The sequence below is a fragment of the Streptomyces sp. NPDC028298 genome (assembly GCF_055565895.1).
The window spans coordinates 1-25,349 of the sequence record NZ_JBVHTL010000008.1; the positions used below are offsets into that span (position 1 = coordinate 1).

The following is a 25,349-nucleotide window of genomic DNA, read 5'->3' on the forward strand; positions in this document are numbered from 1 at the left end:
CCCCCCCCCCCCCCCCCCCCCCCCCCCCCCCCCCCCCCCCCCCCCCCCCCCCCCCCCCCCCCCCCCCCCCCCCCCCCCCCCCCCCCCCCCCCCGGCCCGTCGTGGGGAGATCGGGAAGCGAGGAGCGGGCCTTGATCACCGTTGGCTAGGTTGGGGCCATGACTGGTGATTGGCGGACGGATCGGATCGGGGCCGCTCTTCGGGGTGAGAACCCGACGGTGCTGCGGCGGCTCGAGTCGGGGTTCGCGGTGATCGGCGACGTTCAGTTCCTGCCGGGTTACTCGGTTCTCCTCGCGGATGACCCTTGTGTCGAGCGGCTGTCCGATCTGCCGAAGGCGAGGCGTCTGTCGTTCCTGTCCGACATGGACCGGCTCGGCGAAGCCGTCGAGCGCGCCTGCCGACGCCTGGACCCGGGCTTCCGCCGGGTCAACCTGGAGATCCTGGGGAACTCCGACCCGTTCCTGCATGCCCACGTCTGGCCACGGTTCGCGTGGGAGCCGGCCGAGTTGGTGGGCAAACCTGTATGGCTGTATCCGGGCAACCGGTGGAGGGACGAGGAGTTCCGGCTGGGGCCGCAGCATGACGTGTTGCGGGACAGGATCGGCGACGAACTGGATCGGTTGGGCTCGATGGCCTGACGGCGTGGGCAACGCAAACGGCAGCGTCGCGACCGATTGCACGAAGGCCACGGGCGGTGCCAACACTGACCTGCTGGAGGCTATCCCGCTCATTGGGTCGGACGCCCTAGAAGGGCGGCCAGTCGGCACCGAGCGGCGGCACGGGGCGTATCCGTTCGCGCTTCTCGTCTCGGTCGTCGACAGGCCAGCGACCGTCGATGACGACGGCTGCCTCCCGGCACCCTGAGCAGGCCTCGTCCCAGTCGGGGAACCACGGATAGGGCGAGGGAACGATGCCCTCCTGCTCCATGCCGCACAAGGTCGTGCCGAAGTAGCCGTACGCATGAGAAACACCAACGGGCGGTCCCGGCATGTCGGCCCACTCCCACCGCATGTCCACGGTCTCGTACCACGACCGGCTGATCAGCCCGGGGGCAGTCCCCAGCTCGGTCCACGCGTAGCACCAGGTGCAGAACCACCGCTCCCTCACCCGCGATTCCGTCGTCGGCACCTGTCGCATCTCGCACCCGCACACATCACACGTCACGGACCGATCCTTCCACCCACCCCTGACGAGACCGCTACGGCGTCGCTGCAACCAGCCCCGAGAAGGCCCACGGACCGCACGCACGGGCAAGAGTGACGCCGCTTCGGCACGCCGTAACAGGTCAAGGAGGCACCGTCCCGGAGCAGCCGCTGGGCAAGGGGCAGGTGTTCTACTCCTCCAGCCGGCCGCCGCGCCGCCGGGAGGATCACGATCTCCGGGCGGAGTACCACTAGGCTGCCAACCGGCACCGGCCTCAACCCTGGAGTGGATGTCATGGTCGACCCCTTCGGGAAGCACCCGTACCCCGACGCGTTCCGCCCGGACGACAAGCCCGCGCCGCACGCGCTGCTCGCCCCGGTGATCGGACTCCTCGGCACCTGGGCCGGACAGGGCCGCGGCGGCTACCCGACGCTCGACGAGGAGTTCGTCTACGCGCAGGAGGTCACCTTCAGCCACGACGGTCGGCCCTTCCTCCACTACGAGGCGCGTGCCTGGCTGCTGGACCCGGACGGCTCTCCGCTGCGCCCGTCGGCCCGGGAGAGCGGCTGGTGGCGGATGCAGGCCGACGGACGCGTGGAGGCGTTGATCACGCAGCCCACGGGCATCGCGGAAATCCTGGTCGGGCGGGCCGCCGACGCTGCGGTGGATCTGACCACCGAGCAGGTGGCCCTCGCTCCCACGGCCAAGGAGGTCGTCGCCACGCGACGCCGATACACCTTGGCGGACGCGGACACGCTGGACTTCCTCCATGACCTGGAGGCGGTCGGTCAGCCGTTGCAGCACCATCTTTCCGCGCGGCTCCGGCGGTCCGGCGAGAGCTGAGGAGCGGGCGGAACCGCTCACCGGTGCGGCGGCTGCCCGATGCGGGTGCCCATCACCGGGGCGGCCCGAGGCCAGAACCGGTCACCGGGGCCGCCCGACGCCGGAGTCACTCACTGCGGCATTACCCCCGAGCCCGTCACCGGGGCCGCCTGACGCCGAACCGCTCACTGCGGCCTGAGCCCGTAGCCCGTCACCGGGGTAGCCCGAGGCCAGAACCGCCGACCGGGCGGCCCCAGGCCGGGATCGGCGCGGCGCCCGCCTCCCCGTACACGGTGTCCTCGTATCCGTACCCTGGATGCATGCGCATGCGCCCCACCCTGACCTGGATCCCCTCCGGGGATCTCCCGCCCGGCACCACCGACCTGGAGCCGGTCGCCGCCGCGCTGCGCACCGGCGGTGTGCTGGTGCTCAGCGGGGCGGGCATCTCCACGGAGTCGGGCATCCCCGACTACCGGGGCGAGGGCGGGAGCCTGCGCCGGCACACCCCGATGACCTACCAGGACTTCACCGCCACCGCTCAGGCCCGGCGGCGGTACTGGGCGCGCAGCCACCTCGGCTGGCGAACCTTCGGCCGCGCCCGCCCCAACGACGGACACCGGGCCGTGGCCGCGTTCGGACGGCACGGCCTGCTCTCCGGAGTGATCACACAGAACGTCGACGGACTGCACCAGGCCGTCGGCAGTCAGGGCGTCGTGGAACTCCACGGAAGCCTTGAGCGGGTCGTCTGCCTCTCCTGCGGCGCCCGCACCCCGCGCCGCGAGCTCGCCCGCCTGCTGGAGGAGGCCAATCCCGGCTTCGCGCCGGTGGCCGCCGCCGTCAACCCGGACGGGGACGCCGACCTCACCGACGAGCAGGTCGGGGACTTCCACGTGGTCCCGTGCACGGTCTGCGGCGGCGTCCTCAAGCCGGACGTGGTCTTCTTCGGCGAGTCCGTCCCGCCGTCGCGGGTCGAGGAGTGCCGTCGGCTGGTCCGTGAGGCGACCTCGCTGCTGGTCCTGGGCTCCTCCCTGACGGTCATGTCCGGACTGCGGTTCGTCCGCCAGGCGGCCGATGCCGGGAAGCCGGTGCTGATCGTCAACCGGGACGCGACCCGGGGCGACCAGCACGCCCTCACCAGGGTCGCGCTCCCCCTGGGCACGGCCCTGACCACCGTGGCCGACCGGCTCGGCATCCCCTTGGACGAGGCCGCGGCCTGATCCTGATGGGGTGACCGGCCGCCGCGGAGCCGCCGCACGGGAGCGTGGTTCAGGGATCGCCCCGGAAGCGAGCCGCCCAACGGACCACAGCCCTGCGAGAGCGGCGTACACGGGAGCGGGCCGCTGGCGTGCGGTGCGCTGAACGCGCGCTGCTCGTCCCGCCCGCGCCGGGCTGCCCGTGGCCGTCGGGCGACAGGAGCGGTGCCTTGCGTTGCCTGTGTGCCTGAATCTCGACGTGAGCCGCGTGCGAGGTCGCGCGAAAGGCTTCTTCGTACGAGGCCAGGGCCGCGTTCACCGCCCCGCCGGCGAGACCCCTGGCGCGGACGCGGGCGGCGAGCCAGACCAGGAAGCCCAGGACCGAGGCGAGGCCGCCGAACATGACGGCGAAAGGCACGAGCGCATCCATGGGGTGAGGCTACTGGCCGATCGGAATCGGCTGACAGCCGCACCGCCCGACCTCTCGACGACCACACTCACCGATGGGGTACGGCCCTCACCTCCGCGCGCTCACAGCGCGGGCCCGCCTGCGCAGCTCCAGCCTGGCCGCGGGCATCCGGCCCGGCCCCGTCCAGAACGGATGCCACCACAGCCGGGCCGACAGCACCAGCAGACGACGGCGCAACGCCGTGTTTCCGAGCGGGCGGGACCCGGCGAGGGCGTCATAGGTGCGACACCAGGCCACCTCCAGTTGGACCAGGTCATGAGGGAAGGACATGTGCGACACGGATTCCATCGCCCTATTAGTTCACATGTTCGATTTCGTGCTCAAGTCGACCCCCCACGCCCCAGACCCATCAAGTCGCCCGCTCGGATGAACAGCCGGATACTGGCTGTATGGCCCAGAAGACCGCGAAGGCACACGGGCCGTCCACCGTGACGGTCAAGGGGCGGGACTACCGGCTCCGCAGCATCGGCTTCTTCGTGCTGGCAGCCCTGACGATCTGGTTCATCGCAGCCAATACCGGTTCCGTGACCATCCGACTCTGGATCCCTCAGGTCACCCTCCCCCTGTGGATCGTCCTGACCGTCACGCTTCTCGTCGGCATCCTCCTGGGGCTGCTGATCGCCTACCGCCGGGCACGCCGGTAGCTCGAGTTCCACGTTCCGTCCTCGGTCTGGCCGCCCGGACCCGGGGCCTGCCCGACGGATCACGCCGGACAGGCCCACGCCGGCCACGAGAGGGCTCAGCGCTTGAGCGTGAAGGTGAAGTCGCCGGACACCTTGCCGCTCAGCCGTACCGCCGAGACGACCTTCCCCTCGTCCATCAGCCGCTCGACCTCGGCCCGCGACAGGCCGCAGCCGTCGGCGATCAGCCGGACCGGCCGGACGGGTATCCGCGCCGCGAAGCGGACCGCGACATCGATCACCTCGCGGCCCAGATGATCCGAACCGCCGGTGTCGAGACGCCAGGCACCGTCCCAGTCGAGAGCGACGCGACTGCGGCGGCGCACGACCGGGTCCTGCAGCAACTCCGCCGCGAGGCCGGGGTCGTTGTCGTGCATCCGGTCCAGCAGGTCCGGTCGGATCGAGCGCACGTGCGCCCGCTCCAGGATCGTGAGCTTCGCCGTGTCCCCGCAGCCGACGCAGAGCACGAGGAGCCAGGCGTCGAGGAGTTTGTGGTTCGCGTTGACACGGAACTTTCCGTCGGCCCGGAAACGCCCGGAGCCGCAGGCGTGGCATCGACGGAGAACGGTAGGCAGGCAGGTGGGCATGACCACCCAGCTATTGAGCACAGAAGTACACCGGTTTCAGTGAGAAGTCCGCAGCAAAAGGCAGCACGGCGCACGGATGCGACGCGCGACAGATCAGCGCTCGGGAGGTCTCACACGGTGTACAACGGGACGTCCTTGCCTAGACGAATGGGCCGGGCAGCACGCTAGCGGCGGACCACGCCACCACTCCACCGGTTTTTCGCACGCCCGCCCCGACCGTCCGGCCCGACACGACCACCCCCGCTGTGACGACCGCGACCGCCACCGGCCACCCCCACCCCCACCCCCGGCGGCCGATACCCGACGTACGCCACATAGTCGCGCGCGAGTTGGGCAACCTCCCCAGATGGTGACGTCCAACCGATGGCGTGCGCCCACACGCAGCAGTGCCCTCCCGACGAGACCCGCCCGCGACCCGCGGTCCAGCGCACGCAGCCACAACGCGTGGGGAGGCGCGGTGTGTTGAGGTTCTTCGGCAAGGTGCGGCTCGCGGAGCCGGAAGTGTCCGATGCGGAGCGCGAGTTGTTCGGCGGTCCGTTGCGCTACGACATGGGCTGGTCCCAACACGAGCACGCGCGCCTCGACTTGACCATGCTGTCGGCACTGCGGTCCATGCCGACCCTGGTCGGGGCGACCTTGCGGATGGCATGGGGCACCGACCGCCGGGCCCTCATCGCGGTCGGCGTGAGCGAGATCGGTCAGGGTGTCGCCGCCGCCGTCGGGCTGCTCGCCGTGAACGCGGTGATGCACGCCCTGCTCGGGGCCGGCACCGCGGTCGAGCGGCTGCACGCCGTGATGCCGGGTCTGCTGGCCGCCGCCGCGATCGCCGTCGTCAACTCCGTACTGGCGGGCTGGTCCACGTCCCGGGCGGGCAGGCTCGAACCGCTCGTGGAGCGGATCGCCACCACCCAGTATCTGGCGGCCGCGGCCTCCGTCGAGCTGGAGGCCATCGACGACCCGGACTTCCGGCGGCTGATCGACATCGCCCAGTACGGCCCGGCGTCCGCCCGCCAGATGATCAGCGCCTCCGTGGCCGCGCTGAACAGCACCATCTCCCTGGTGGCCACGGCGGGCGTGCTCACGGTGCTGCACCCGGCGCTGCTGCCGATGCTCGTGCTCATCGCCGCCCCGCGCGGCTGGGGCGCGATGCGCGTGGCCCAGGAACGGTACGTGTCGGTGATCAGCTGGGTCGAGCACCTGCGGGCGAGCCGGCTGATCGGCAACCTCCTCACGGAACGAACCGCCGCCCAGGAGGTTCGTATCCACGGGGTCGGTCCCTTCCTGCTCAGCCGCTACGAACGCATGGCACGCAGCGCCGAGGCCGAGCAGGAACGGCTGGCCGCCGGCAAGGCGGTCACCGAGTGGGTGGCCTCCGCACTGTCCGGACTGGCGATGGCCGGCACGTACGGAACCATGATCTGGCTGATCATGAGCGGGCACATGAGTCTGGCGGTGGCCGGCACGGCGGTGATCGCGGTCCGGTCCGGGTCGGCGAGCCTGGGCGCTCTGGTGATGAACGTCAACACCCTGCACGAGGAGTCCTTGTACGTCCGCGACCACGGGCGCTTCCTGACCGAGGCGGCCGGGTACGCCATCCCCGAGACGGGCGCCCCGGTTCCGGAGCAGGTCAAGCGGATCACGCTCGACGAGGTCTCGTACCGCTACCCAGACCGCGAGGCTCCGGCGCTCGACCGGGTCACGCTCACCATCCCCATGGGCTCGGTCACGGCCGTCGTCGGCGAGAACGGCTCAGGCAAGAGCACCCTCATGAAGGTCCTCTCCGGCCTGCTGCTCCCCCAGGGCGGGACGGTCCGCTGGGGTGAGCTGGACGTCACCGGGCTCAGACGCTCACAGGTCTTCGAGCGCGTCGCCCTGCTCACGCAGGACTTCCAGCGCTGGCCCGTGACGGCGGCGATGAACATCCGGATCGGCCGTCCCGAAGTCGAGGCGACGGACGACGACCTGTGGGAGTCCGTCGACTACGCGGGGGCGGGCCCGGTCGTCTCCCGGCTCCCGGACGGGCTGCGGAGTCTGCTGGCCCGCGTGTTCCGCGGGGCCATCGAACTGTCCGGCGGCGAGTGGCAGAAGGTCGGTCTGGCCCGCACGCACTGGCGCAGCTCCACCTCGCGGGCGGACAGCATCCTCATCGTGGACGAGCCGACGTCCGCGCTCGATCCGGAGGCCGAGATCGCGGCGTTCGACCGCATCCGCGGACTCGCCGCCCCGCACCGGGCCGTCGTCCTCGTCACCCACCGCATGTCCGGGGTCCGGCACTCCGACCGCATCTACGTCCTGCACCAGGGGCGGCTGGTCGAGGAGGGCGGCCACGACGAACTCATGGCGGCCCAGGGCCGCTACGCGTCGATGTTCGCGGCCCAGGCAGCCCAGTACGCCCCCACCCCCACCATCCCGCACCCCGCCACACCGCCATCACCCGACACATCCGCCCCACGCGACTCATCTGTCCCACCCGACTCATCCGACCCACCCGGCTCACCACCATCGCGCAGCTCATCCGACCCACCCAGCTCACCCGACTCTCCGGCCGTGGCGGACCCGGCCTGACTCCGCGAGAGGAAACGAGCGGACGGGCGGTCGTTCCCGTTCCGTTCCGACGGTGTTCCCGCGACCCTGGACGAGACACCGACCGGGGGTCCCGGTGTCGCGATATAGCGTTAGTCTTCTCCTCGCGTCGCGCCCGCGTCGCGCGGAGTCGTTCGACAGGATCAGGACGGAAGCATGTCGGGAGAGATCGCGCCCACCGGGAAGCCCGCCGGCCCCGGCTCGTCGCCCGAGCTGCGTGCCTCGCACGCGGACCGGGACCGGGTGGTGGACGTGCTGCGCATCGCGGCCGGGGACGGCCTGCTGACCGCGGACGAGCTGGACGAACGCCTGGAAGCCGCCCTGTCGGCGCGGACCTTGGGCGAACTGGCCGGGCTCACCGTCGACCTGCCGTCCGTCGGCGCCGCCGCGGCGGAAGCCAAGGACAGTGTCCGGATCGAGCAGGTCCACAGCGGCGCGGTCGAACGCGTGGGGCGCTGGGTCGTGCCGCGGAGGCTGCAGCTCGCGGTGACGTACTGCGAGGTGACGCTCGACTTCAGCGAGGCCGTGATCACGCACGACACGCTGCGCGTCGACGTCGGCATGGTGGGCAAGACCCTGACGCTGGTCACGCGGCCGGGGGTCGTGGTCGACACCGACGGTCTGAGGCTGGTGCACTGCAGGGTCAAACACCGTCCGGCTCCGGGACAGCCGGACACCCCGGTCGTCCTGCGGGTCGAGCTGGTCGGCGAGAAGGCTCACGGCCGCGTGGTGGTGCGTCCGCCGCGCCGCACATTCGGACAGTGGCTGCTGCGCAGGCCCGCGGACGCCGCCCGCCGGTAATTGCAGGTGACCTGCGGGGACGGCACTGCTTACCATCGGGCGCTGCAGTCCGTGTCCGCTGTCCCTGATCGGTCGTCTCGTGAAGTCTTTGGTTCCTGGTGTGCTGCGTGATGAACCGCAGTTCGCCCGCCTGTTCATCGGGCAGTCCCTGTCGGTGCTGGGCGACCGTGTGTCGTTCGTGGCCGTGCCCTTCGCCGTGCTCTCGGTGGGCGGGTCCGCCTCCGACGTCGGGCTGCTCGCGGCCGCGGGCCTCGCGCCCATGCTGCTGTTCGCCCTGGTGGGCGGGGTGTGGGCGGACCGCTTCCGGCGCCACCGCATCATGCTCGTCTCGGACCTGGTGCGCTTCGCCGTGCAGGGGCTCGCCGCCGTCCTGCTGCTGACCGGCGTCGCCGAGGTCCGGCATCTGGTGCTGCTGATGGTCGTGTTCGGCACGGCCGACGCGTTCTTCATGCCCGCGGCCACAGGACTGATACCCCTGGTCGTCGGCGCCGACCGGCTGCGGGAGGCGAACGCCCTGCGCGGTTTCGTCCAGTCGGCGAGTCTGGTGGCCGGTCCGGCCGTGGCAGGGATCCTGGTGGCGGCGGCGGGACCCGGCGGTGCCCTGGCGGTGGACGCGCTGACCTTCGCGGCCAGCGCCGCGTTCCTGGCCCGGCTGACCCCCCGCGCGATGACACCCGGGACGGCGCAGGCGGCCCCGGGCGGAAAGTTTCTCGGGGAGCTGCGTGCCGGCTGGACGCAGGTACGAAGCCGGGCGTGGGTGTGGTCCGGCATGGCGGCGATATCCGTCTACCACGTCGTCGTGCTGCCGTCGGTGTTCGTGCTGGGGCCCGTCCTCGCCGAGCGCGAGTGGGGCGGCGCGGCCGCCTGGTCGATCGTGACGGCCGGCTTCGGCATCGGCTCCATCGTCGGTGACGTCGTCGCCTACCGGGTCAAGGTCAGGCATCCGATGGCACTCGCCGCCGCGGCGCTGGCGGTGGGCTCCTGCCAGGCGGTCATCATCGGGTCCGGCGCGCCCGTCGCCGTGATAGCCGTCCTCGAAGCGGTCACCGGCGTCGGCGTCTCCCTCTACTTCGTCATCTGGGAGACCGCGCTGGGGACGCACATCCCTGAGGCCGCCTTGTCCCGGGTGAGTTCGTACGACTATCTGCTGTCGACAGGGCTCATGCCGCTGGGCCTCGTGCTCGCCGGCCCCATCTCCGACTCCTTCGGCGTGCGGCCCACGCTGTACGCGATGACGCTCGTCGCCGTCCCCGCGTCGCTCGCGCTGCTGTGTGTTCCCGCCGTACGACGTCTCCCCGCCCACGCCCCGGCCCCGACCGGCGACGGTGACGTCGTCCGCACCGCTCCGGAGGCCGGCGTCGCGTGAAGCGGGCGGCGGGGAGCGGTGGCCCGACGGCCGCCGGGCAGGGGCACGGGTGGCCGTGCCCCCTTGGCCCGTTCGGGGATGAAGACCGTTAGCCCATCCGTTTCCTGTGGTGAGACGGCCGTCGGCGCGCGTCCGCTTCGGGGACCTGCGCAAACGCTCCCGCGGGCGGCGGCAAGCCCGCTGCCCGGGTGACTCCTGGGCCGAATCCTCCTGTTGCGGAGCTGACGGAGCGTCGGTTTTCTCGTCGCAGGAGATCACAGGAGCGCCGAGCGGACAGGTCGGCCACTGCTTTGTCGGAGGATTCCCTTGCGAAACACACACGTTGGCGTCGGTGTCGGACTGCTCCTCGGCGTCCTGGCTCTGCAGAGCCCGGCCGCCGTGGCCGCCGGTGACACGGAACTCCGTATCGACCCGGGCAGCGCGGCGCCGGGCTCGACGGTCACGGTCACGACCACCGCCTGCGGCCCGGATGTGACGTACGGCAAGGGCGAGTCGGCGGTAGGGGGTCAGTTCCACATGTTCGGCGGCACCCGCAAGGGCGTGCTCGTCGGTGAGTTCACGATCCCGGCCGAGGGAGCGTCCGGCACCGACACCGTCACCGTGAAGTGCCCGCCCCGGATCAAGCTCACGGACACGTACGAGATCGCGGACCAGCAGCCGAACGGCGCCATCCACGCCGGGTTCGGAGACGCCCAGGACACCAACACCCAGGTCGCCATGGGCGGTGCGCTGATCACCGCGGCCGCGGCCGGGGCCCTGTACCGGATCCGCCGCCGCGCCCACGGCGCCCGGCCCTGACCCTCCGCTCCGGCCGCCCAGGCCCCCGACCCCGTTCCCCGCACGGTGGGAGCGGACCCCATCCGGCTCCCTCCAGGCAAGAGGCCCGACGTTGAAGGAATCCAGGGACAAGGCCGACGCGCCGACGCGCACGTTCGTCCCACCGGTCACGTTTCTGATCGTGGCCCTGGTGGCGGGCGTCCTGCTGGTGCTCGGCACGATGGTCGACAGGCGGCCCCCGCAGCCCTCGGCCGACCAGGCCTTCCCCACCCCGCCGGCGGGTCATGCCGCCCCGCCGGCACACATCGCCGCCCCGCCGCTGCCTCGCTCCGAGCCCGTGCGCATCCGTATCCCCGAGATCGGTGTGAACGCCTCCCTGGCACGGCTGGGCCTCGACCGGGCGGGGGCTCTGCGGCCCCCGCCCGACGGCGCGCCCGATGTCGCCGGCTGGTACGGCGGGGGCACCGCACCGGGCTCGCGCGGCACGGCCGTGACCACGGGACACGTGGACACCCGTGACGGAGACACCGGCGTGTTCTACCGGCTCGGCGCCCTCACCAAGGGCGAGACGATCGAGATCAACCGGGCGGACGGCCGCACCGCCGTCTTCACGGTGGACGCCGTGGAGGTCTACGACAAGGACCGGTTCCCCGACAAGAAGGTCTACGGCAGCACGGGCCGGCCCGAACTCCGTGTGATCACCTGCGGCGGCGGGGCCGGGGACGGCGGATACCGCGGCAATGTCGTGGTGTACGCGACCCTCACCGGCTCGCACCGGACCGAGGTCCACACCTGACGAGGTGCGCGCCACGCCGCCTGGCCCCGGTGAACAGCCGTCCTGGACGCTCTGGAACCCCTGCACGCCCAGGCCGAGAGCGACCGTCCGAGCAGTGGCCGGTCGACCGCTCCGCCCCCTGCGGGCACCCGACGGTTGATTTGCCCGCGTCAGCGGGGGAACTCGACGGGCGCTCGTCGGACGGTGTCCGTCGGAGGACAGGCAAGGCAGGAAGCGAGGTCGGCTCGTGGAGTACGAGTTGCGCGCGGAGTACGCGGAAGGCGCCCCGCCCGGGTCGGTCGGCTCCCGCATCGGGCTGTGGCACATGACAGCGGCGGGCGAACCCGTCTCGCTCTGCGGGCGGCGGCTCGATCCGGCCGCCTGGACCCAGCCGCCCACGGCCTGGGGCACCCCCGCGTCCGATCCCTTCTGCCCCGAGTGCGGGGTGAAGTATCTGCGCATGGGCGTGGGCTGATGCGTGTCTCGGCGGGCCCGGCCGGATCGGCCCGGGCGATACGGAGCGGCTTCGCTGGCGCCCCCGTGCGACGAACTCGAACGTCCGCGGCCTGCCGGTCCCCCCGTCGGCCGCGAGCTCGTGTCAACCGGCGACCGATGGGCACCCGGAGGCACCAGACGGACCATCCAGGAGCCGTCACCACGCCGGAGAGGTGGAGGACATGGGGCACGGTGGAAACGTCATCGACGAGCTGACGACCGATCATCGGGAGGTCGAGGAGATCTTCGGGCGCATCGACCGGTGCGCGCCCGGCGACAAGGACCGGAAGGTCTACGCGGACCAGGTGACGATGGAACTCGTACGTCACTCGGTGGCCGAGGAGGCCTACCTGTACCCGGCCGTGCGCCGGCACGTGCCGAACGGGGACGCCATGGCCGACCGCGAGACCGACGACCACTCCAAGGCCGAACAGATCATGAAGGACCTGGAGAGCTACGAGGCGGACGACCCCGAGTTCGACCGGCTCCTCGCGACCCTGATGATCGAGATCCGCGCTCACATCGCCGACGAGGAACAGAACCTCTTCCCGATGCTGCGCGCCGCGTGCCCTCCGGAAGCCCTGGACGATCTCGGGGACAAGGTGCGCCAGGCGAAGAAGGTGGCCCCCACCCGCCCGCACCCGTCGGCCCCCGACTCGCCGCCCGCCAACAAGCTCCTGGCACCGGGTATGGGCATGGTCGACCGGCTGCGCGACGCGCTGAGCGGCCGGGGCAAACTCGACTGAGAGCCGACACCGAGCCGGCACGACGAACCCAGGACGCCCTGGCCGCCCGTACGACGTCGCGTCGCGTACGGGGGTACGGGGCGTCCGTACATATCGGTGCCGCCCTTCAGGCGACGAGCGCGCGGCCCTGTCCCAGACGGCCGACGAGCTCCTCGTGATGGAGCGCCGCCACCGGGGCGAGCAGGTCGGGGTGGCGCAGCAGGGCCGCGGCTCGCCGGTCGCCGTCGTCCGGCGCCCTCAGACGCCCGAATGCCACGGGCGCGACCCTCACATGCTCCCCCTCGGCGAGCGCGGCGACCGCCAGATCGGCCAGCCGGGCGTCGGCGAGGAGGGACGCGGCCCAGCTCACCACGGCCTCGTCCACCCACGTACGCCAGGCGTCGTCGTCCGCTTCGCCGCCGTCCTGACCGGCCAGGTCCGAGCCGACGACCATGTCGAGGTTTCCTGCGCCTCCCGGGCCCGCCATCGCCACCAGCGCGGCGTCCATCGGCGTCGGATACCGCAGCCATGCGGCGACGGTCACGGCCTGACGGGCCTGGGCCTCGCAGAGCGCGGACGCGAACGGCCCGCCGCAGGCCGGGTAGGCGCGCGTCAGCCATTCCGTGGCGGCCGCGATGAGCGGGGAGAGATCTGCGAGCACTGCCGGCCCTCCGGGAGCTGCCGAGAAGAGTGAGTCACCTTCGACGCACGGTAGCTCCGGCCGGCGGCGACGCGATGTGGCGCAGCCCTCGGCGACGAGGTGGGATGCGACACAGGTTGCGCCACAGGTGTCTTTGTCGGCGAGCCGACCTTCCCCAGCATCTGGGCTCACCGGCCGGGCTGATCCGCGCGTCTCGATGTCCCGCGCCGAGCTTTCACCCGCCGTATCCGGGCATGCGGGCAAGGACATGGGCGAGCGGACAAGCCCGTACCGGAGACCAGACCGCGGAGGAAACGGTGGGTGGGGGCGACGAGGTGGACTCGACCTCTTCGACGTCGTCGGAGGCATGCGTCGCGGCGCGCCTGAAGGAGCTGGAGGGGGAGAACGTCCAGCTCCAGGAGGCGCTGCGGTCGCACGCCGTGGTGGATCAGGCGATCGGCGTCGTGCTGGCCCTGGGCGGGCTGACGCCGCACGAGGGGTGGGATGTGCTGCGGACGGTCTCGCAGCGGACGAACACGAAGCTGCGGAGCGTGGCGGAACTGCTCATCGAGTGGGTCAGGACCAAGGAACTGCGCGCCGACATCCGCACCGAGCTGGAGCGGCAGCTCGCACGGATCCCCGCCCACCGGCAGGCGGACACCCTGTGACCGCAGAGACCTGTGACCACCGCGGTCGGCCTCTCCACGGCTTCGCCCGCCCGGCCGGCGGAGGGCTCAGCGGTCGAGGCCGGACAGACCGTCCCCGAGGACGTTGGCGCCCAGGAGCAGCAGCACGATCACCGTGATGACGGTGCTGTTGGTGACCATGAACTCTCTGACGGTGTCCAGGAAGGACGCGGCGCGTCGCCCTCCGGCGAGTTGGAGGGCGACGGAGCCGAGGACCGTGCAGGAGGCGATGAGGACGTAGACGGCGACGGCCGCGACGAGACCGACGTCGTGCGCCCCGGCTTCGACGATCGCCGTGGTGGCCGACGCGGTCAGGACGAGGTTCTTCGGATTGGCTCCCGACAGCAGGGCGCCCAGCAGCAGCGCCCGCCCGGCGGTGGCGTCCTCGAGGGAGGCCATCCAGCGTGGCTCGTCCGCCTGCTCGCCGCCACGCGGGCGTCTCCACCACGTGCGCACGCCCAGCACGACAAGGGCTCCCCCGGCGACGACCCGCCCCCAGTCCGCGATCGCCGACGAGGTGCTGTCGGGGTCGTCGGCCCCGCCGAAGAGCAGCGCGACGAGCGTCGCCGCGATCGTGAGGCCCGTGATCCAGCCGACCGCGAACAGCAGGCCGTTGCGGCGGCCGTGCGTGCCGGACAGGATCAGGATGATCCCGATCAGCGGGAAGGGACTGAGCGCGACCGCCAGCGCGGCCGGGAGCATCGCCCCCATCGCCTGGCCGAGCACGGGCTCCCCTTCCACGTCGCGCGAATTCCACGTCGTACGACGTGCCACGTCGTACGACCGGGACGGCACCCTTCGTGGAAGTCATCCCGATGCTGCCCCAGCGAGGGCCCACGCGCCTTTCGAACGCGCCGACGTCACCCGTCTGCGGAACGGGCGCGGGAAGCGTGCGCGCTCCCGGCACCAGCGGCCCTCCGTGCCTCGCCGGCCTTCAGGAGCAGTACGGCGATGTCGTCGGTCGGCAGGCCGTGGGGCCAGGAGTGCTGGATGAGCTCGTCTATGAGCCGGGCGGGGCGTGACGGGCCCGCGAGGAGCTGCGCGAGCTCGCCGGTCAACCGGTCGAGGTCGGTGCCGGGCACCTCGACCAGTCCGTCGGTGTACAGGGCGAGGGTCGTGCCCGGGGGCATCGGAACCGTGGTGATCGGGTACGGGAGGTCGACGCCGATGCCGAGCAGCGGACCCGGCTCGATCTCCAGCACGACGGGGCGTTCGCCGGGCCGGTGGAGCAGGGGTGGAACGTGGCCGGCGCTGGCCAGGCTCATCCGCCCGTGAGCGAGGTCGATGTGCGCGTACAGACAGGACACGAGGAGATCGGGTTCCAGGTCGGCGAGGACGCGGTTGGTGCGGGAGAGTACTTCGTCGGGCCGCGCGCCCGCGGTGGCGTGGACGGCCGTACGGACCTGTCCCATGAGGGCGGCGGCCGCCATGTTGTGCCCCTGGACGTCGCCGATGACGGCAGCCGCGGTCGTGTGGTCGAGCCGGATGAGGTCGTAGAAGTCGCCGCCCACGTCCATGCCGTGGCCCGCGGGGAGATACCGCGCCGCCACCTCCAGTCCGCCGAGGGTGGGCAGGCTGCGCGGGAGGAGCGCCTGCTGGAGCGTGTGGGCCAGGTCGAGCTTGGCGTCGTAGAGGCGCGCCCGGTCGAGGGCCTGGGCGACGAGTCCGCCGAGCGACGTGAGGATGGCCCGGTCGTCGGCGGTGAAGGTGTGGGGGCGGGCGTAGGTGAGGATGCAGCAGCCGACGGGGCGGGCGTCGACGATGAGCGGCAGGAAGGCCCAGGCCTGCTTTCCGCTGATCCGTGGCGCGGCGGGATAGTCGCGTGCGAGTTCGTCGGGGTCGGAGAAGAAGAGGGGGATGCCCCTGAGCAGCGCCTCTCCCGCGGGCGTCAGGCTGGTGCCGACGGGAAGGCCGTCGAGGCGTTCGATGGTCTCCGCGTCGTAGCCGTGGTGGCCCATGATCCTCAGGCGTCCGGCGTCCGCCGCGGACAGGACCATGCCGTCGGCCCCGAACGCGGGCAGGATCTGGACGGCTATCAGGTCGACGACGTCCTGCACGCCGACCACGTCCGTGAGGGCCGCCGCGAGATGCACGAGCTGGTACAGACGGCCGACGGACGCACCGGCCGTTGCCGGAGAGGCCGTCCTCGGTGGATCGCCGGGCCCGGAACGGCGGGCGTCGAGGCGGACGCTGATGCCGCTGGCGTCGGGGTGGAGTTCGATGTCGAGCCAGGTGTCCGGCGGCCTCAGAACGGTGAAGCCGACGGGCTCGCGGCTGATGACCGCGGTGCGGTAGTGGTCCTCGACGAAGGCCTGGTCCATCCAGGGCAGGGACTGCCAGGGCCTGGTTCCCAGGAGGCGGCTGACGCGGCGGCCCAGGAGTGACGCGGCCCGGCCGGTGATGAAGGTGATCCTGCCCTGCAGGTCGAGGGCGAGGAAGCCCTCGGGCAGCCGTTCCAGGAGATCGGCGGGCGCGTCGGTGGACAGGGCGAAGCGCTCGGAGGCGCCGTCCCCGGGGATCATGAGGGGCTCGTCCGGTGGTACGAACGCTCTGCCGGCGTCCTCGATGACCCGGGCGACCCTTCGGCCGTGGGCGGCGAAGTTCCCTCTCTCCCTCGGCGAGGCCCGCCCGGAGTGGGCGGCCGGCCAGAACAGGAACAGCACGCCCCAGCTTCGGCTGCGGCCGGAGAGCGGCGCCGAGGCCAGTGCGTACTGGTAGGGCAGCGCCGCCGCGGTCTGCGGATAGGAGAGAGCCATCTCCCCCTGCGAGCCGACCCACACGACACGGTCGTCACGGAACGCCTCGGCGACCGGGACCGAGGCGGACACGGGCACCTGCCACCAGGAGTCGGCGACGTCGGCGGGGAGCCCGCAGCCCACCGTCAGTCGCAGATTCTGCCCGGTCCCGTCCACGAGGTAGACGCCTCCGCCGGACGCTCCCGTACGACGGACGGCCAGGGCCACCGACTCCGCCAGCGGCCCGATACCGCTCGCCGTTCCGGCGGGCCCCTCGCCCGCCGGGCTCGGCATCCCCGCACGACCAGGCATCCCCGCAGGGCCGGCCTTCCCGGCAGGGCTCGGCTCCGCGGCTTGGCTGGCCTTCCCAGGGCTGGCCTCCCCAGGGCTCGGCTCCGCGGCAGCGCTCGACGTGCCGGCCTCGGCAGGGCTCGACGTGCCCGTGCGGATCGTCTCCTCGGCGCGGCCGGGATTCACCCTTCTCGGGTCGGTCGACACAGCGGCGAACCTCCTCCGCAGCCACCCTCGACGGTCAGGTTCGCGTGCCCCGGCACGCTCACAGGGCTGCGGCACGCTCCTGTCGGCCTACCCGTCCGGCCACCAGGTGCGCGCGATGTCCTTTCGGACCTCGGGACGCGGACGTTGCTCGGCTTCCTCGTGCGCGCGGCGACCGGGCTCGGGCTTCCTGTCGGGCTTCTTCTGCACCATTTCTCGACGCATCTTCCTGCCTCCTCGGCCTCTCCCAAGTTCCGCGATGTGCCCGTTTTAGACATTTTTCGAACGTATTGCTCAGATGCGAGCCTTCACCTCTCCGCGCTCCCTGTCCACCCACAGGCCCCACATCCTCGGGACACATGCCGCGCACCGGCAGGTGGCACGAAGGCCGAAAAGCAGTGGTCGCCCCGGCGGGCGGCCGTGCCAGACTCCCGCGCATGCCCGTGCGATTCCCCAGCCCCTTGCGTCCCGGCGACCGTGTCGGCGTCACCTCTCCGTCCAGCGGAGTTCCCAAGGAGATGCGGGAGCGGCTGGACGTGGCCGTCCGCGAGGTCCGGGCACGGGGGTACGAGGTCGTGGTCGGCGCGTGCATGGACGGCTCCGGGCACGTGAGCGCCCCGGCCGCCGAGCGGGCGGACGAGCTGATGGCGATGCTGACCGACCCGACCGTCCGGGCGGTCGTCCCGCCGTGGGGCGGGGAGACCGCGATCGACCTGGTGTCGCTGCTCGACTGGGACGAGCTGCGCGCGGCGGAGCCGACCTGGCTCGTCGGGTTCTCCGACCTGTCGACCCTGATGACACCGCTGACCCTGCTCACCGGGACGGCGACCCTCCACGGCAACAACCTCATGGACACGCCGTACCGCGTCCCCGAGGGCCTGCTGTCGTGGCTCGACATCGTCGCCGCGCCCGCGGGCCACCGGTTCACGCAGCGTCCGCCCGGCCGTCATCGGACCACGGGCTTCGACGACTTCGTCGGCCATCCCGAAGTACGCGATTTCACGCTCGACACCCCCGGCACCTGGACCCGGCTGGACGGGACCGGGGACGTGGAGGCCGAGGGCAGGCTGATCGGAGGCTGTATCGAGGCCCTGTGCAACCTCGCGGGCACGGGCTACCTCGACACCTCGGCCTTCGCCCGCGCCGAATCCCCGGACGGACTCCTGGTGTACGTGGAGGACGCGGGCAGCGACGTCTTCACGGTCTGCCGAAGCCTGCACGGCATGCGGCTCGCCGGATTCTTCGACCACGCGAACGCGATCCTCGTCGGCCGGAGCAGGGCGCGGGACCACAGCTCGCTCAGCCACCGGGAAGCGGTCCTGGACGCGCTCGGCTCCCTGGACGTGCCCGTCATCGCCGACGTCGAGTGCGGCCACGTCCCGCCGTACATGCCGATCGTCAACGGGGCCCACGGCCGCATCGTCCACTCCGCGCTGCGCGGCGAGCTGACACAGAAGCTGGCCTGACGTGCGGGCCGGTCACCCCTGGCGCGCCTTCGATCTGTCCCCTGTCCGATGACGCGCCGCCTGTCACGGTCGTCCGCGGGCCGGGGTGATCTGTCCGTGACGATCGTGCACGCGTGTCTGCGCGGAGGCCGTGGCGGGAGTCCGACCGCGGTCGTCGCCGAGGGCCTCTCGACCTCGACCGACAGTCCGTTGACCGATGACGAGCGGCGCCGCGTGCCCGCCCTGGCCGGTACCTCTCATGCCGTCTTCCTCTCGAACGACCCCGCTCCGGCGGACGGTCCCGCGAACGTACGGCCCGTGGTCACGGCGCGCTTCTTCACCACCGAGGGGGCACTGCCCGCGTGCGGCCACGGCACCGTCGCCGCCCTGGCCTTCCTCGCGGCGCACGCGGGCCGCGAGGAGCACCGGGTCGAGGTACGGGTGTCGGAGCGGGTCATCACGGGGCGCGCGGTCCTCGGGGCGTCGGCCTCGTCCGTGGACGTCACCTTCGGGGCCGGCCCGATCGACCTGCGTGAGCCGACGCCGTACGAACTCGGTCTGCTTCTCCCCAATTTGGGGCTCCCCGCAGCGGCCGCGACCGGGGCCTGCATCGCGACCCTGGGTCGTCCGCGACTGCTCGTCCCGGTGCCCTCCCGGTCCGCTCTCGCGACACTGGCCCCGGACCTCGACCGGCTCACGGCCGTATGTACGCGCCTGGATCTGCTGGGCTGCTTCGTCCACTCCCCCGGTGGGGAGACGGGCCGGGTCGCGGCCCGCATGTTCGCCCCGTCGATCGGCGTACCCGAGGACATCGCCAACGTGAACAGCTCAGCCTGCCTGGCCGCCCACCTCCTGGCCCGCAACGGAACACCCCGGATCGAGCTCGACATGGGCGATGGATTGGGCTGTCCTGCCACCGTGACCGCCCGCCCACGCGGTGCTTCCCCGGGTGCGCTGGTCGACATCACCGGGGCCGCGCGGATCGGACAAGTACTGCGCTTCTCCGTGTAGTTACGCGGCCCCGGGTCGACGCCGCCGCACCCGCGATCAGCCTTCACAGCAGAGCCACTAGGGTGAGCGGATGGCCGAAAACAGTACGAGGGACACGCCGGTGGCGCTGCCCGCCCACAGCATCGAGGTCGGGACCGAGCCGCTGGAACGGCCCGAGCGGAACTCTGTCGGCGGCTGGCCCTTCCTGGACGACGCCGACGACTGGCCCGAGTGCTTCTGCGGCGAGCGGTTGGCCCTGTTCTTCCAGCTCGACATACCCATGGACCTACCGCACTTCGGCGGAGACCACCTGATGGTGTTCCACTGCCGTGCCCACAACGACGCCTCCGAACCGGAGTTGACCGACGGCCGCCTCGTCCCCCGGTACTGGGACGCGCCACAACCGCCCTACCCGCGTCCGTTCTGGCGCGTGCTGCTCCAGCGGAGCGCCGGCGTGCCCACGGCGGAAGCCGAACCGGCCGTCCGCGCACTGCCGTTGACGCTGAGCCCGTTCGTGGACACGCCCGGACCCCGCGGACTCGGAGCGCAGGACTTCAAGGTCGGAGGCACGCCGTCCTGGGCGCAGGACCCCGAGTACTACCGGTGCGCGTGCGGCTCCGACCTGGTGTACCTCTGCCAGGTGCCGGAGAGCATGGAGTTCGCCGTCCACCCCGGCCTGCCGGAGCAGCCGTACAGCGTCGGCGCCGACACCTACAACCTGTTCCTGGCCAACGAGGTCTACCTGCTCGCGTGCCCGGACCACTGCGACCCTGCGGCGGTGTGGCCGGTGAACCAGAACTGAGCTCTGCTTCACCGACCACATGCCTCCCCCGCGGGCGCGGGTGTCAGCTCTTGGGCATCAGGACCGTGTCGATGATGTACACGTTGGCGTTGGCGGTCTTCACGTTGCCGCAGACCACCTTGGCGGAGTCGTTGACCGTGTAGGACTCGCCCGAACCGGACGTCATGACCTTCGACTTCTCCAGCGTGGTGAAGGAGCCGTTCTCCAGGTCCTTCGGCGTCAGCTTCTGGCCGACGACGTGGTAGGTGAGGATCTTCGTGAGCTGGGCCTTGTCGTTGAGGACCTTGTCCAGCGTGGCCTTCGGGATCTTGGCGAACGCGTCGTTGGTCGGCGCGAACACGGTGATGTTCTGGGCGTTGTTGAGGGTGTCGACCAGGCCCGCCTTCTTCACCGCCGTCACCAGGGTGGAGAGCGCGGGGTTGTTGGAGGCGGCGGTCGCGACCGGGTCCTTGGCCATGCCGTCGAACGAGCCGGCGCCATCCTTCGGAACGGAGGAACAGGCCGGGCCGAAGGGCTGGTCCATGCTGCTCGCGCTGCTGCCGGAGTCGGCCATCTTGTCACCGCCGGTTGTCGCGGAAGCCGCCGCCGAACTGCCGGAATCGGACTTGCCCGAGTCGCTGCTGCCGTTGGAGCAGGCGGCCAGGGCCAGGGGCAGCACGGCCGCGGCGGCGAGAAGGCCGGAGGTACGACGGATACGAGTGTTCATCATGTTCTCCTGTTGGAAAGCGCAGCACGATGCGGCTGCGTCTGGGGTTGTGCGGACAGGTGGTTCGGGAGGGGGCGCGGGCCCTGTCGCGGTCCCGGCGCGGCTGGTCCCGAGGGGGCGGCGCGGCTGGTCGCCAGGGGCGGGCGCGGCTAGTCGACGGTGACGACGACGGAGTGCCGCCCGCTGGCGCCGTCGGGAATGGTGCGGGTGCGTTTTTCGGTCTGCACGGCACCGGTGCGGTCCGTCGCGCGGACAGTGAGGGTGTGGCCGCCTCGGGTGGCCTTCCAGGGCATCGACCACTGGCGCCAGGTGTCGCGGGTGTCCTCAGCGGCCAGGTGGGCCTTCTGCCAGGGGCCGTCGTCGATGCGGACTTCGACCTTCTCGATGCCCCGGTGCTGGGCCCAGGCGACGCCGGCGATCATCACCGTGCCGGATTTGGGCCGGGCGAAGGGCTTGGGGGTGTCGATGCGCGATTCGGTCTTGATCGGGGCCCGGCGGGCCCAGCCCCGCTTGACCCAGTACGGGTCGTAGGAATCGAAGGTGGTGAGCTCGATGTCCTCGATCCATTTGCAGGCCGAGACGAATCCGTACAGGCCCGGGACCACCATCCGTACCGGGAAACCGTGTTGGAAGGGCAGCGGCTCACCGTTCATGCCGAGGGCGAGCATCGCGTCGCGGCCGTCCATGAGTTCCTCGACCGGGGAGCCGATCGTCATGCCGTCCACCGACCGTGCCACCAACTGGTCCGCCGGACCTCCCCGGGACGGAGGCCTCACCCCGCACTCGGCCAGCAGATCGGCCAGACGTACGCCGGTCCAGCGGGCGTTGCCCACGTAGGGGCCGCCGACCTCGTTGGAGACGCAGGTCAGGGTGATGTTCCGCTCGATGAGCTCCCTGTGCAGGAGGTCGTCGAAGGAGTAGGTGGTCGGACGGCGTACCCCCTTGCCGTGGATGCGCAGCCGCCAGCCGGTGGCGTCCACCTTGGGCACCACGAGCGCGGTGTCCACCCGGTAGAAGTCGCCGTTCGGGGTGACGAAGGGGCTGATGCCGGGGACCCGGAGCCCGGCACCCCTGGGTACCGGTCGTGCCGGTGACCGAGGGGCCGGCAGCACGATCCTTTCGCGTGAGGTGACCGCTCCCCGGCCGCGCGAGGCGTTCAGTGACCGGCCGACCACGCCCACCGCGGCGGAGGCCGCGGCGGCCGACGCGGCCGCCAGCACGAATCCCCGTCGGTCCCAGTCCGCGCGCAGGGGTGAGTCCGCGCCCTCGGCGGCTGCCTCGGCCGGCGCCGGTGATGGCTTCACCGCGGTCAGGCGGCCCACGAGGACGTACAGAAGCAGGGCCCCGGCCATGGCCCCCACGACGGAGGGGAGCATGTCGGCGGGGCCGACCGAGTCGGGCCGGTTGACGGCTGCCGCCGCCCCCACGACCCCGAAGAGAAGGACTCCGGCGGTTCCGACCCGCCGGAACCGCACCGCCAGGACACCCAGCGCCAGCGCCGCGACAGCCAGCACGGCGAGGATGCCGAGCTCCAGCACGAGCTTGTCGTTCGTGCCGAAGTGGCGGATCGCCCAGTCCTTGACCGGAGCGGGAGTCGCGTCGATGGACGCGCCACCCACCGCGACGATCGGACTGGACTGCGGACGCACCACCGCGGCGACCAGTTCGGCCACCGCCAGCGCGGCGAACGCGGCCAAAGCCCCGCTCAGCGCACCGAGCGCCCAGCGCGACAGACCTGTCCGTGCTCGTTGATCCTTCTCTTCGTCCCTCACATGGGGAATCCGGTTCTGCGCCCCGGACGGATTGGTCGACCCACCTGATCGGGTGAAACGAGATGTTCCACCCATCCACGAGGCGTTCCGCAACGGATAAGACGCCCGCTTCGTGAAGCGGCCGGCTACCCGTTCACGGGCTCCGGCCCCGTCCCGATGCCCGTGTCGCCGCCCTGGCCGAGGGAGAAGAGCTGGTCGAGTCCGACGATCCGCAGGATGCGGAGCGTGTTGGCCGGTACGGCCTCCAGCGCTATGTCCGCCTGAGCGGTGTGGGCATGGTGGTGGGCCGCGATCAGGGCGCTGAGTCCGCTGGAGTCGCAGAATTCCATGCGGCCGAGGTCCAACGTGAGGCGCTGGCCCGGCCGGAGGGCGACGGTGGGGATCAACTCCCGTAGTTCGGAGGCGGTGTCGAAGTCAAGTTCCCCGGCGATCTCCAGAACGGGACCGGTGGCTGCATCTCGGGTGGTGATCTTCAGCGGGCTCATCAGGTGCTTTTCGTCAGGGTGTCGGTGGCCGGGACGCCGAGGGCGAGCAGGGCCGTGTCGTCGTCGAGCCCGTCTCCGAAGCCGTGCAGCAGGCCGGTGAGGGCCTGGATGACCGCCGGTGCGGGCTCGCCGGCGTGGTCGGCGGCGAAGGCGAGCAGGGCCTCGTCCCCGTACAGGCTCTTCCGGTCCTCGGTCGTACGGGCCTCGGTGATGCCGTCGGTGTAGAGCAGCAGGGTGTCCCCGGGGGCGAGCACGGTCCTGGCCGCGGTGAAGCGGGCGGAAGGGAGGATGCCGACGAGGAGACCACCGGGGGTGGGCAGGAAGTCGGCGGTGCCTTCGGCTCGTAGCACGATGACCGGCGGATGGCCGCCCGAGGCCAGGTGGACCGCGACCTGTCCGGTGGCGGGGTCGGGTTCGAGGGTGCCGAACACGGCGGTGCAGTACCGCGGGTCACCGCTGCCGCCCGCGTACCGCTCGTAGAGCACCTTGTTGAGGGTGCTCAGGGCGGAGACGGGATCGGGGTCGTGCAGGGCCGCGGCGCGCAGGGTGTAGCGGGTCAGGGAGGTGACCGCGGCGGCCTGGGGCCCCTTGCCGCACACGTCGCCGAGGAAGAACCCGAAGCGCTTGCCGTCGATGGGGAAGACGTCGTAGAAGTCGCCGCCGAGCCGGTCGGGATGGGCGGTGTGATAGCCGGCGGCCGTGTCCACCCCGGGGATCGGCGGCAGGGTGTCGGGCAGCAGTGACTGCTGGAGGACGGCGAGGGCGTCCTCCAGCCGGGCCCGGTCGGCCTCCGCCCGCTTGCGCGCCCCCTCCGCCTGTTCGCGTGCTTCCTCCGCCTGTTCGCGCGCCTCCTCCGCCGCCTTGCGGCCGCGCAGGAGTTCCTCCTCGTAGGCCCGGCGGTCCCGGGCGTCGAAGAGGGTGGTGCGGATCAGCAGGGGCTCGCCGGTGCTGCCGTGCTTGACCACGGAGGAGACCAGCACCGGCATCCGGCCCCCGGGCTGCTTGAGTTCCAGGGCGATGCCGTTGATCTCGCCCCGCATCCGCAGCAGCGGCGCGAAGTGCGTCTCGTGGTAGAGCTTTCCGCCCACGGTCAGCAGGTCGGTGAACCGCATGCGGCCCACCACCGCCTCACGTTCCAGGCCGATCCAGGTCAGCAACGTGGTGTTGATCTTCGCTATGGTGCCGTCCATCAGTGTCGACAGGTATCCGCACGGCGCGCTCTCGTAGAGGTCCTCGGCGCTGTCCTCCAGCAGTGAGGCGAACGCGGCGCCGGACTCCTTCTTGTCGTCGGCCTCGTGCGGATCGGAGTGCTGTCCGGCGCGGCACATCACCCTTGGCCCGACAGGAACGTACGGATGGCGTCATTGGTGGCCTCGGGCGCGGACAGGTGCGGGCAGTGGCCGTACGCGTCCAGGGTGACCAGCGTCGAACCGGGGATCGCCCGGTGGATGAACGCCCCGACCTCGCGGGGAGCGATCACGTCCTGGGTGCACTCGAGCACCAGGGTCGGCACCGTCACCGTCTTCAGGTCGTCCCGCGAGTCCGACAGGAACGTGGTGCGGGCGAAGACGCGCGCCATCTCCGGATCGGTGGCGCAGAAGCTGTTCTTCAGCTCGTCACCGAGCTCCGGCCGGTCCGCGTTCCCCATGATCACCGGTGCCATCGCCGCCGACCAGCCCAGATAGTTCGACTCCAGTGACGCCAGCAGCTCGTCGATGTCCTCGGCGCTGAAGCCGCCGCGATAACCGTCGTCGTCGATGTACCGCGCGGAGGGAGCCACCATGACGAGCGCCCCGATCCGCTCCGGGGCCGCGGCGGCCGCCAGTACGCCGATCATCGCGCTCACGGAATGGCCCACGAACACGGCGTCGTGCAGGTCGAGCGCCTCGCACACCTCCACCACGTCCTGGGCGTAGCCGCTCAGCGAGGCATAGCGATCCGCCGAGAACGCGGCCGCGTCCGAGCGGCCCGCGCCGACGTAGTCGAACAGCACCACCCTGTAGTCGTCGGCCAGGGCGGGCACGGTCAGCCGCCACATGTTCTGGTCGCAGCCGAACCCATGCGCCAGCACCACCGTGCGTCCCCGCGGGTTGCCGGTGACGGTGACATTGTTCCTACGAGCGACATCCATGCCCGGCAGTCTCTCAGGACCTGCCTGGTACCCCATTGCGACCATC

At 71.5% G+C, this 25,349-nt stretch carries 27 protein-coding genes; 15 read left to right on the forward strand and 12 right to left on the reverse strand.

The window, feature by feature from the left end:
* The first annotated feature begins 158 nt into the window (after positions 1-158).
* The gene (locus ACZ4TO_RS30665) at positions 159-638 is read left to right on the forward strand and encodes an HIT family protein (protein WP_468025891.1); all 480 of its coding nucleotides are present in this window, start codon (positions 159-161) and stop codon (positions 636-638) included.
* 106 nt (positions 639-744) lie between these two features.
* On the opposite strand, the gene ACZ4TO_RS30670 is transcribed toward ACZ4TO_RS30665, so the two are convergent.
* Entirely contained in the window at positions 745-1,128 is a 384-nt protein-coding gene (locus tag ACZ4TO_RS30670) for a hypothetical protein (protein WP_468025892.1), read from the reverse strand.
* 309 nt (positions 1,129-1,437) lie between these two features.
* Here ACZ4TO_RS30670 and ACZ4TO_RS30675 point away from each other — a divergent pair, with 309 nt between their 5' ends.
* Positions 1,438-1,986, forward strand: coding sequence for a nitrobindin family protein (locus tag ACZ4TO_RS30675; protein WP_382778480.1), 549 nt, complete (start codon positions 1,438-1,440; stop codon positions 1,984-1,986).
* A gap of 299 nt (positions 1,987-2,285) precedes the next feature.
* Positions 2,286-3,182 (forward strand): NAD-dependent protein deacetylase, encoded by an 897-nt coding sequence (locus tag ACZ4TO_RS30680; protein WP_385041681.1) that lies wholly within the window; start codon positions 2,286-2,288, stop codon positions 3,180-3,182.
* Positions 3,183-3,231: 49 nt separating this feature from the next.
* Here the strand turns inward: ACZ4TO_RS30680 and ACZ4TO_RS30685 are convergent, their stop codons facing one another.
* Positions 3,232-3,588, reverse strand: a complete 357-nt coding sequence (locus ACZ4TO_RS30685) for a hypothetical protein (RefSeq protein ID WP_468025893.1) — start codon at positions 3,586-3,588, stop codon at positions 3,232-3,234.
* Positions 3,589-3,675: 87 nt separating this feature from the next.
* Positions 3,676-3,897, reverse strand: coding sequence for a hypothetical protein (locus ACZ4TO_RS30690; RefSeq protein WP_468025894.1), 222 nt, complete (start codon positions 3,895-3,897; stop codon positions 3,676-3,678).
* Between the two features lie 119 nt (positions 3,898-4,016).
* Between ACZ4TO_RS30690 and ACZ4TO_RS30695 the strand changes: the two genes are divergently transcribed.
* Positions 4,017-4,271: a lipopolysaccharide assembly protein LapA domain-containing protein gene (locus tag ACZ4TO_RS30695; protein WP_382778484.1), complete on the forward strand. Its 255-nt coding sequence runs from the start codon at positions 4,017-4,019 to the stop codon at positions 4,269-4,271.
* Between the two features lie 95 nt (positions 4,272-4,366).
* On the opposite strand, the gene ACZ4TO_RS30700 is transcribed toward ACZ4TO_RS30695, so the two are convergent.
* Complete coding sequence (locus tag ACZ4TO_RS30700; RefSeq protein ID WP_468025895.1) at positions 4,367-4,915, reverse strand: DUF1062 domain-containing protein; 549 nt, start codon at positions 4,913-4,915, stop codon at positions 4,367-4,369.
* Positions 4,916-5,353: 438 nt separating this feature from the next.
* On the opposite strand from ACZ4TO_RS30700, the gene ACZ4TO_RS30705 reads away from it, so the two are divergent.
* From ACZ4TO_RS30705 to ACZ4TO_RS30735, 7 genes are all read left to right on the forward strand, one after another.
* Positions 5,354-7,459, forward strand: a complete 2,106-nt coding sequence (locus ACZ4TO_RS30705; protein ID WP_468025896.1) for an ABC transporter ATP-binding protein — start codon at positions 5,354-5,356, stop codon at positions 7,457-7,459.
* Positions 7,460-7,633: 174 nt separating this feature from the next.
* The gene (locus ACZ4TO_RS30710; RefSeq protein ID WP_382778487.1) at positions 7,634-8,278 is read left to right on the forward strand and encodes a DUF1707 SHOCT-like domain-containing protein; all 645 of its coding nucleotides are present in this window, start codon (positions 7,634-7,636) and stop codon (positions 8,276-8,278) included.
* Between the two features lie 100 nt (positions 8,279-8,378).
* On the forward strand, positions 8,379-9,644 hold the full coding sequence (locus ACZ4TO_RS30715; RefSeq protein WP_468025897.1) for an MFS transporter: 1,266 nt from the start codon (positions 8,379-8,381) through the stop codon (positions 9,642-9,644).
* A 306-nt stretch (positions 9,645-9,950) separates the two neighbouring features.
* Positions 9,951-10,442 carry a sortase gene (locus ACZ4TO_RS30720; RefSeq protein WP_382778489.1) on the forward strand — a complete coding sequence of 164 codons (492 nt, stop codon included), beginning with the start codon at positions 9,951-9,953 and terminating at the stop codon, positions 10,440-10,442.
* A 199-nt stretch (positions 10,443-10,641) separates the two neighbouring features.
* Positions 10,642-11,217 carry a class F sortase gene (locus ACZ4TO_RS30725; protein WP_451075703.1) on the forward strand — a complete coding sequence of 192 codons (576 nt, stop codon included), beginning with the start codon at positions 10,642-10,644 and terminating at the stop codon, positions 11,215-11,217.
* A gap of 226 nt (positions 11,218-11,443) precedes the next feature.
* Positions 11,444-11,671, forward strand: coding sequence for a hypothetical protein (locus ACZ4TO_RS30730; protein WP_385041669.1), 228 nt, complete (start codon positions 11,444-11,446; stop codon positions 11,669-11,671).
* 202 nt (positions 11,672-11,873) lie between these two features.
* Positions 11,874-12,437: a hemerythrin domain-containing protein gene (locus tag ACZ4TO_RS30735; protein WP_382778491.1), complete on the forward strand. Its 564-nt coding sequence runs from the start codon at positions 11,874-11,876 to the stop codon at positions 12,435-12,437.
* A gap of 106 nt (positions 12,438-12,543) precedes the next feature.
* Here ACZ4TO_RS30735 and ACZ4TO_RS30740 read toward each other — a convergent pair whose 3' ends face one another.
* On the reverse strand, positions 12,544-13,077 hold the full coding sequence (locus tag ACZ4TO_RS30740) for a hypothetical protein (protein WP_451075634.1): 534 nt from the start codon (positions 13,075-13,077) through the stop codon (positions 12,544-12,546).
* A 314-nt stretch (positions 13,078-13,391) separates the two neighbouring features.
* Between ACZ4TO_RS30740 and ACZ4TO_RS30745 the strand changes: the two genes are divergently transcribed.
* Complete coding sequence (locus tag ACZ4TO_RS30745) at positions 13,392-13,724, forward strand: ANTAR domain-containing protein (protein WP_451075635.1); 333 nt, start codon at positions 13,392-13,394, stop codon at positions 13,722-13,724.
* Positions 13,725-13,790: 66 nt separating this feature from the next.
* On the opposite strand, the gene ACZ4TO_RS30750 is transcribed toward ACZ4TO_RS30745, so the two are convergent.
* Positions 13,791-14,483 (reverse strand): GAP family protein, encoded by a 693-nt coding sequence (locus ACZ4TO_RS30750; protein ID WP_451075636.1) that lies wholly within the window; start codon positions 14,481-14,483, stop codon positions 13,791-13,793.
* A gap of 119 nt (positions 14,484-14,602) precedes the next feature.
* Positions 14,603-16,771, reverse strand: a complete 2,169-nt coding sequence (locus ACZ4TO_RS30755; protein WP_468025898.1) for a SpoIIE family protein phosphatase — start codon at positions 16,769-16,771, stop codon at positions 14,603-14,605.
* 638 nt (positions 16,772-17,409) lie between these two features.
* Between ACZ4TO_RS30755 and ACZ4TO_RS30760 the strand changes: the two genes are divergently transcribed.
* From ACZ4TO_RS30760 to ACZ4TO_RS30770, 3 genes are all read left to right on the forward strand, one after another.
* Positions 17,410-18,438 (forward strand): S66 family peptidase, encoded by a 1,029-nt coding sequence (locus tag ACZ4TO_RS30760; protein WP_468025899.1) that lies wholly within the window; start codon positions 17,410-17,412, stop codon positions 18,436-18,438.
* A gap of 96 nt (positions 18,439-18,534) precedes the next feature.
* Positions 18,535-19,428 (forward strand): PhzF family phenazine biosynthesis protein, encoded by an 894-nt coding sequence (locus tag ACZ4TO_RS30765; protein WP_468025900.1) that lies wholly within the window; start codon positions 18,535-18,537, stop codon positions 19,426-19,428.
* Positions 19,429-19,498: 70 nt separating this feature from the next.
* Positions 19,499-20,209 carry a hypothetical protein gene (locus ACZ4TO_RS30770; RefSeq protein WP_468025901.1) on the forward strand — a complete coding sequence of 237 codons (711 nt, stop codon included), beginning with the start codon at positions 19,499-19,501 and terminating at the stop codon, positions 20,207-20,209.
* Between the two features lie 43 nt (positions 20,210-20,252).
* On the opposite strand, the gene ACZ4TO_RS30775 is transcribed toward ACZ4TO_RS30770, so the two are convergent.
* The 5 genes from ACZ4TO_RS30775 to ACZ4TO_RS30795 all read right to left on the reverse strand — a co-directional run bounded on the left by ACZ4TO_RS30775 (position 20,253) and on the right by ACZ4TO_RS30795 (position 25,303).
* On the reverse strand, positions 20,253-20,915 hold the full coding sequence (locus tag ACZ4TO_RS30775) for a fasciclin domain-containing protein (protein ID WP_382778498.1): 663 nt from the start codon (positions 20,913-20,915) through the stop codon (positions 20,253-20,255).
* Positions 20,916-21,064: 149 nt separating this feature from the next.
* Complete coding sequence (locus ACZ4TO_RS30780) at positions 21,065-22,687, reverse strand: sulfite oxidase (protein ID WP_468025902.1); 1,623 nt, start codon at positions 22,685-22,687, stop codon at positions 21,065-21,067.
* A gap of 125 nt (positions 22,688-22,812) precedes the next feature.
* Positions 22,813-23,172: an STAS domain-containing protein gene (locus ACZ4TO_RS30785; protein WP_468025903.1), complete on the reverse strand. Its 360-nt coding sequence runs from the start codon at positions 23,170-23,172 to the stop codon at positions 22,813-22,815.
* Entirely contained in the window at positions 23,172-24,500 is a 1,329-nt protein-coding gene (locus tag ACZ4TO_RS30790; protein WP_468025904.1) for a PP2C family protein-serine/threonine phosphatase, read from the reverse strand. The genes ACZ4TO_RS30785 and ACZ4TO_RS30790 overlap by 1 nt, the downstream gene beginning before the upstream one ends.
* Complete coding sequence (locus ACZ4TO_RS30795) at positions 24,500-25,303, reverse strand: alpha/beta fold hydrolase (RefSeq protein ID WP_468025905.1); 804 nt, start codon at positions 25,301-25,303, stop codon at positions 24,500-24,502. The genes ACZ4TO_RS30790 and ACZ4TO_RS30795 overlap by 1 nt, the downstream gene beginning before the upstream one ends.
* Positions 25,304-25,349 lie beyond the last annotated feature (46 nt).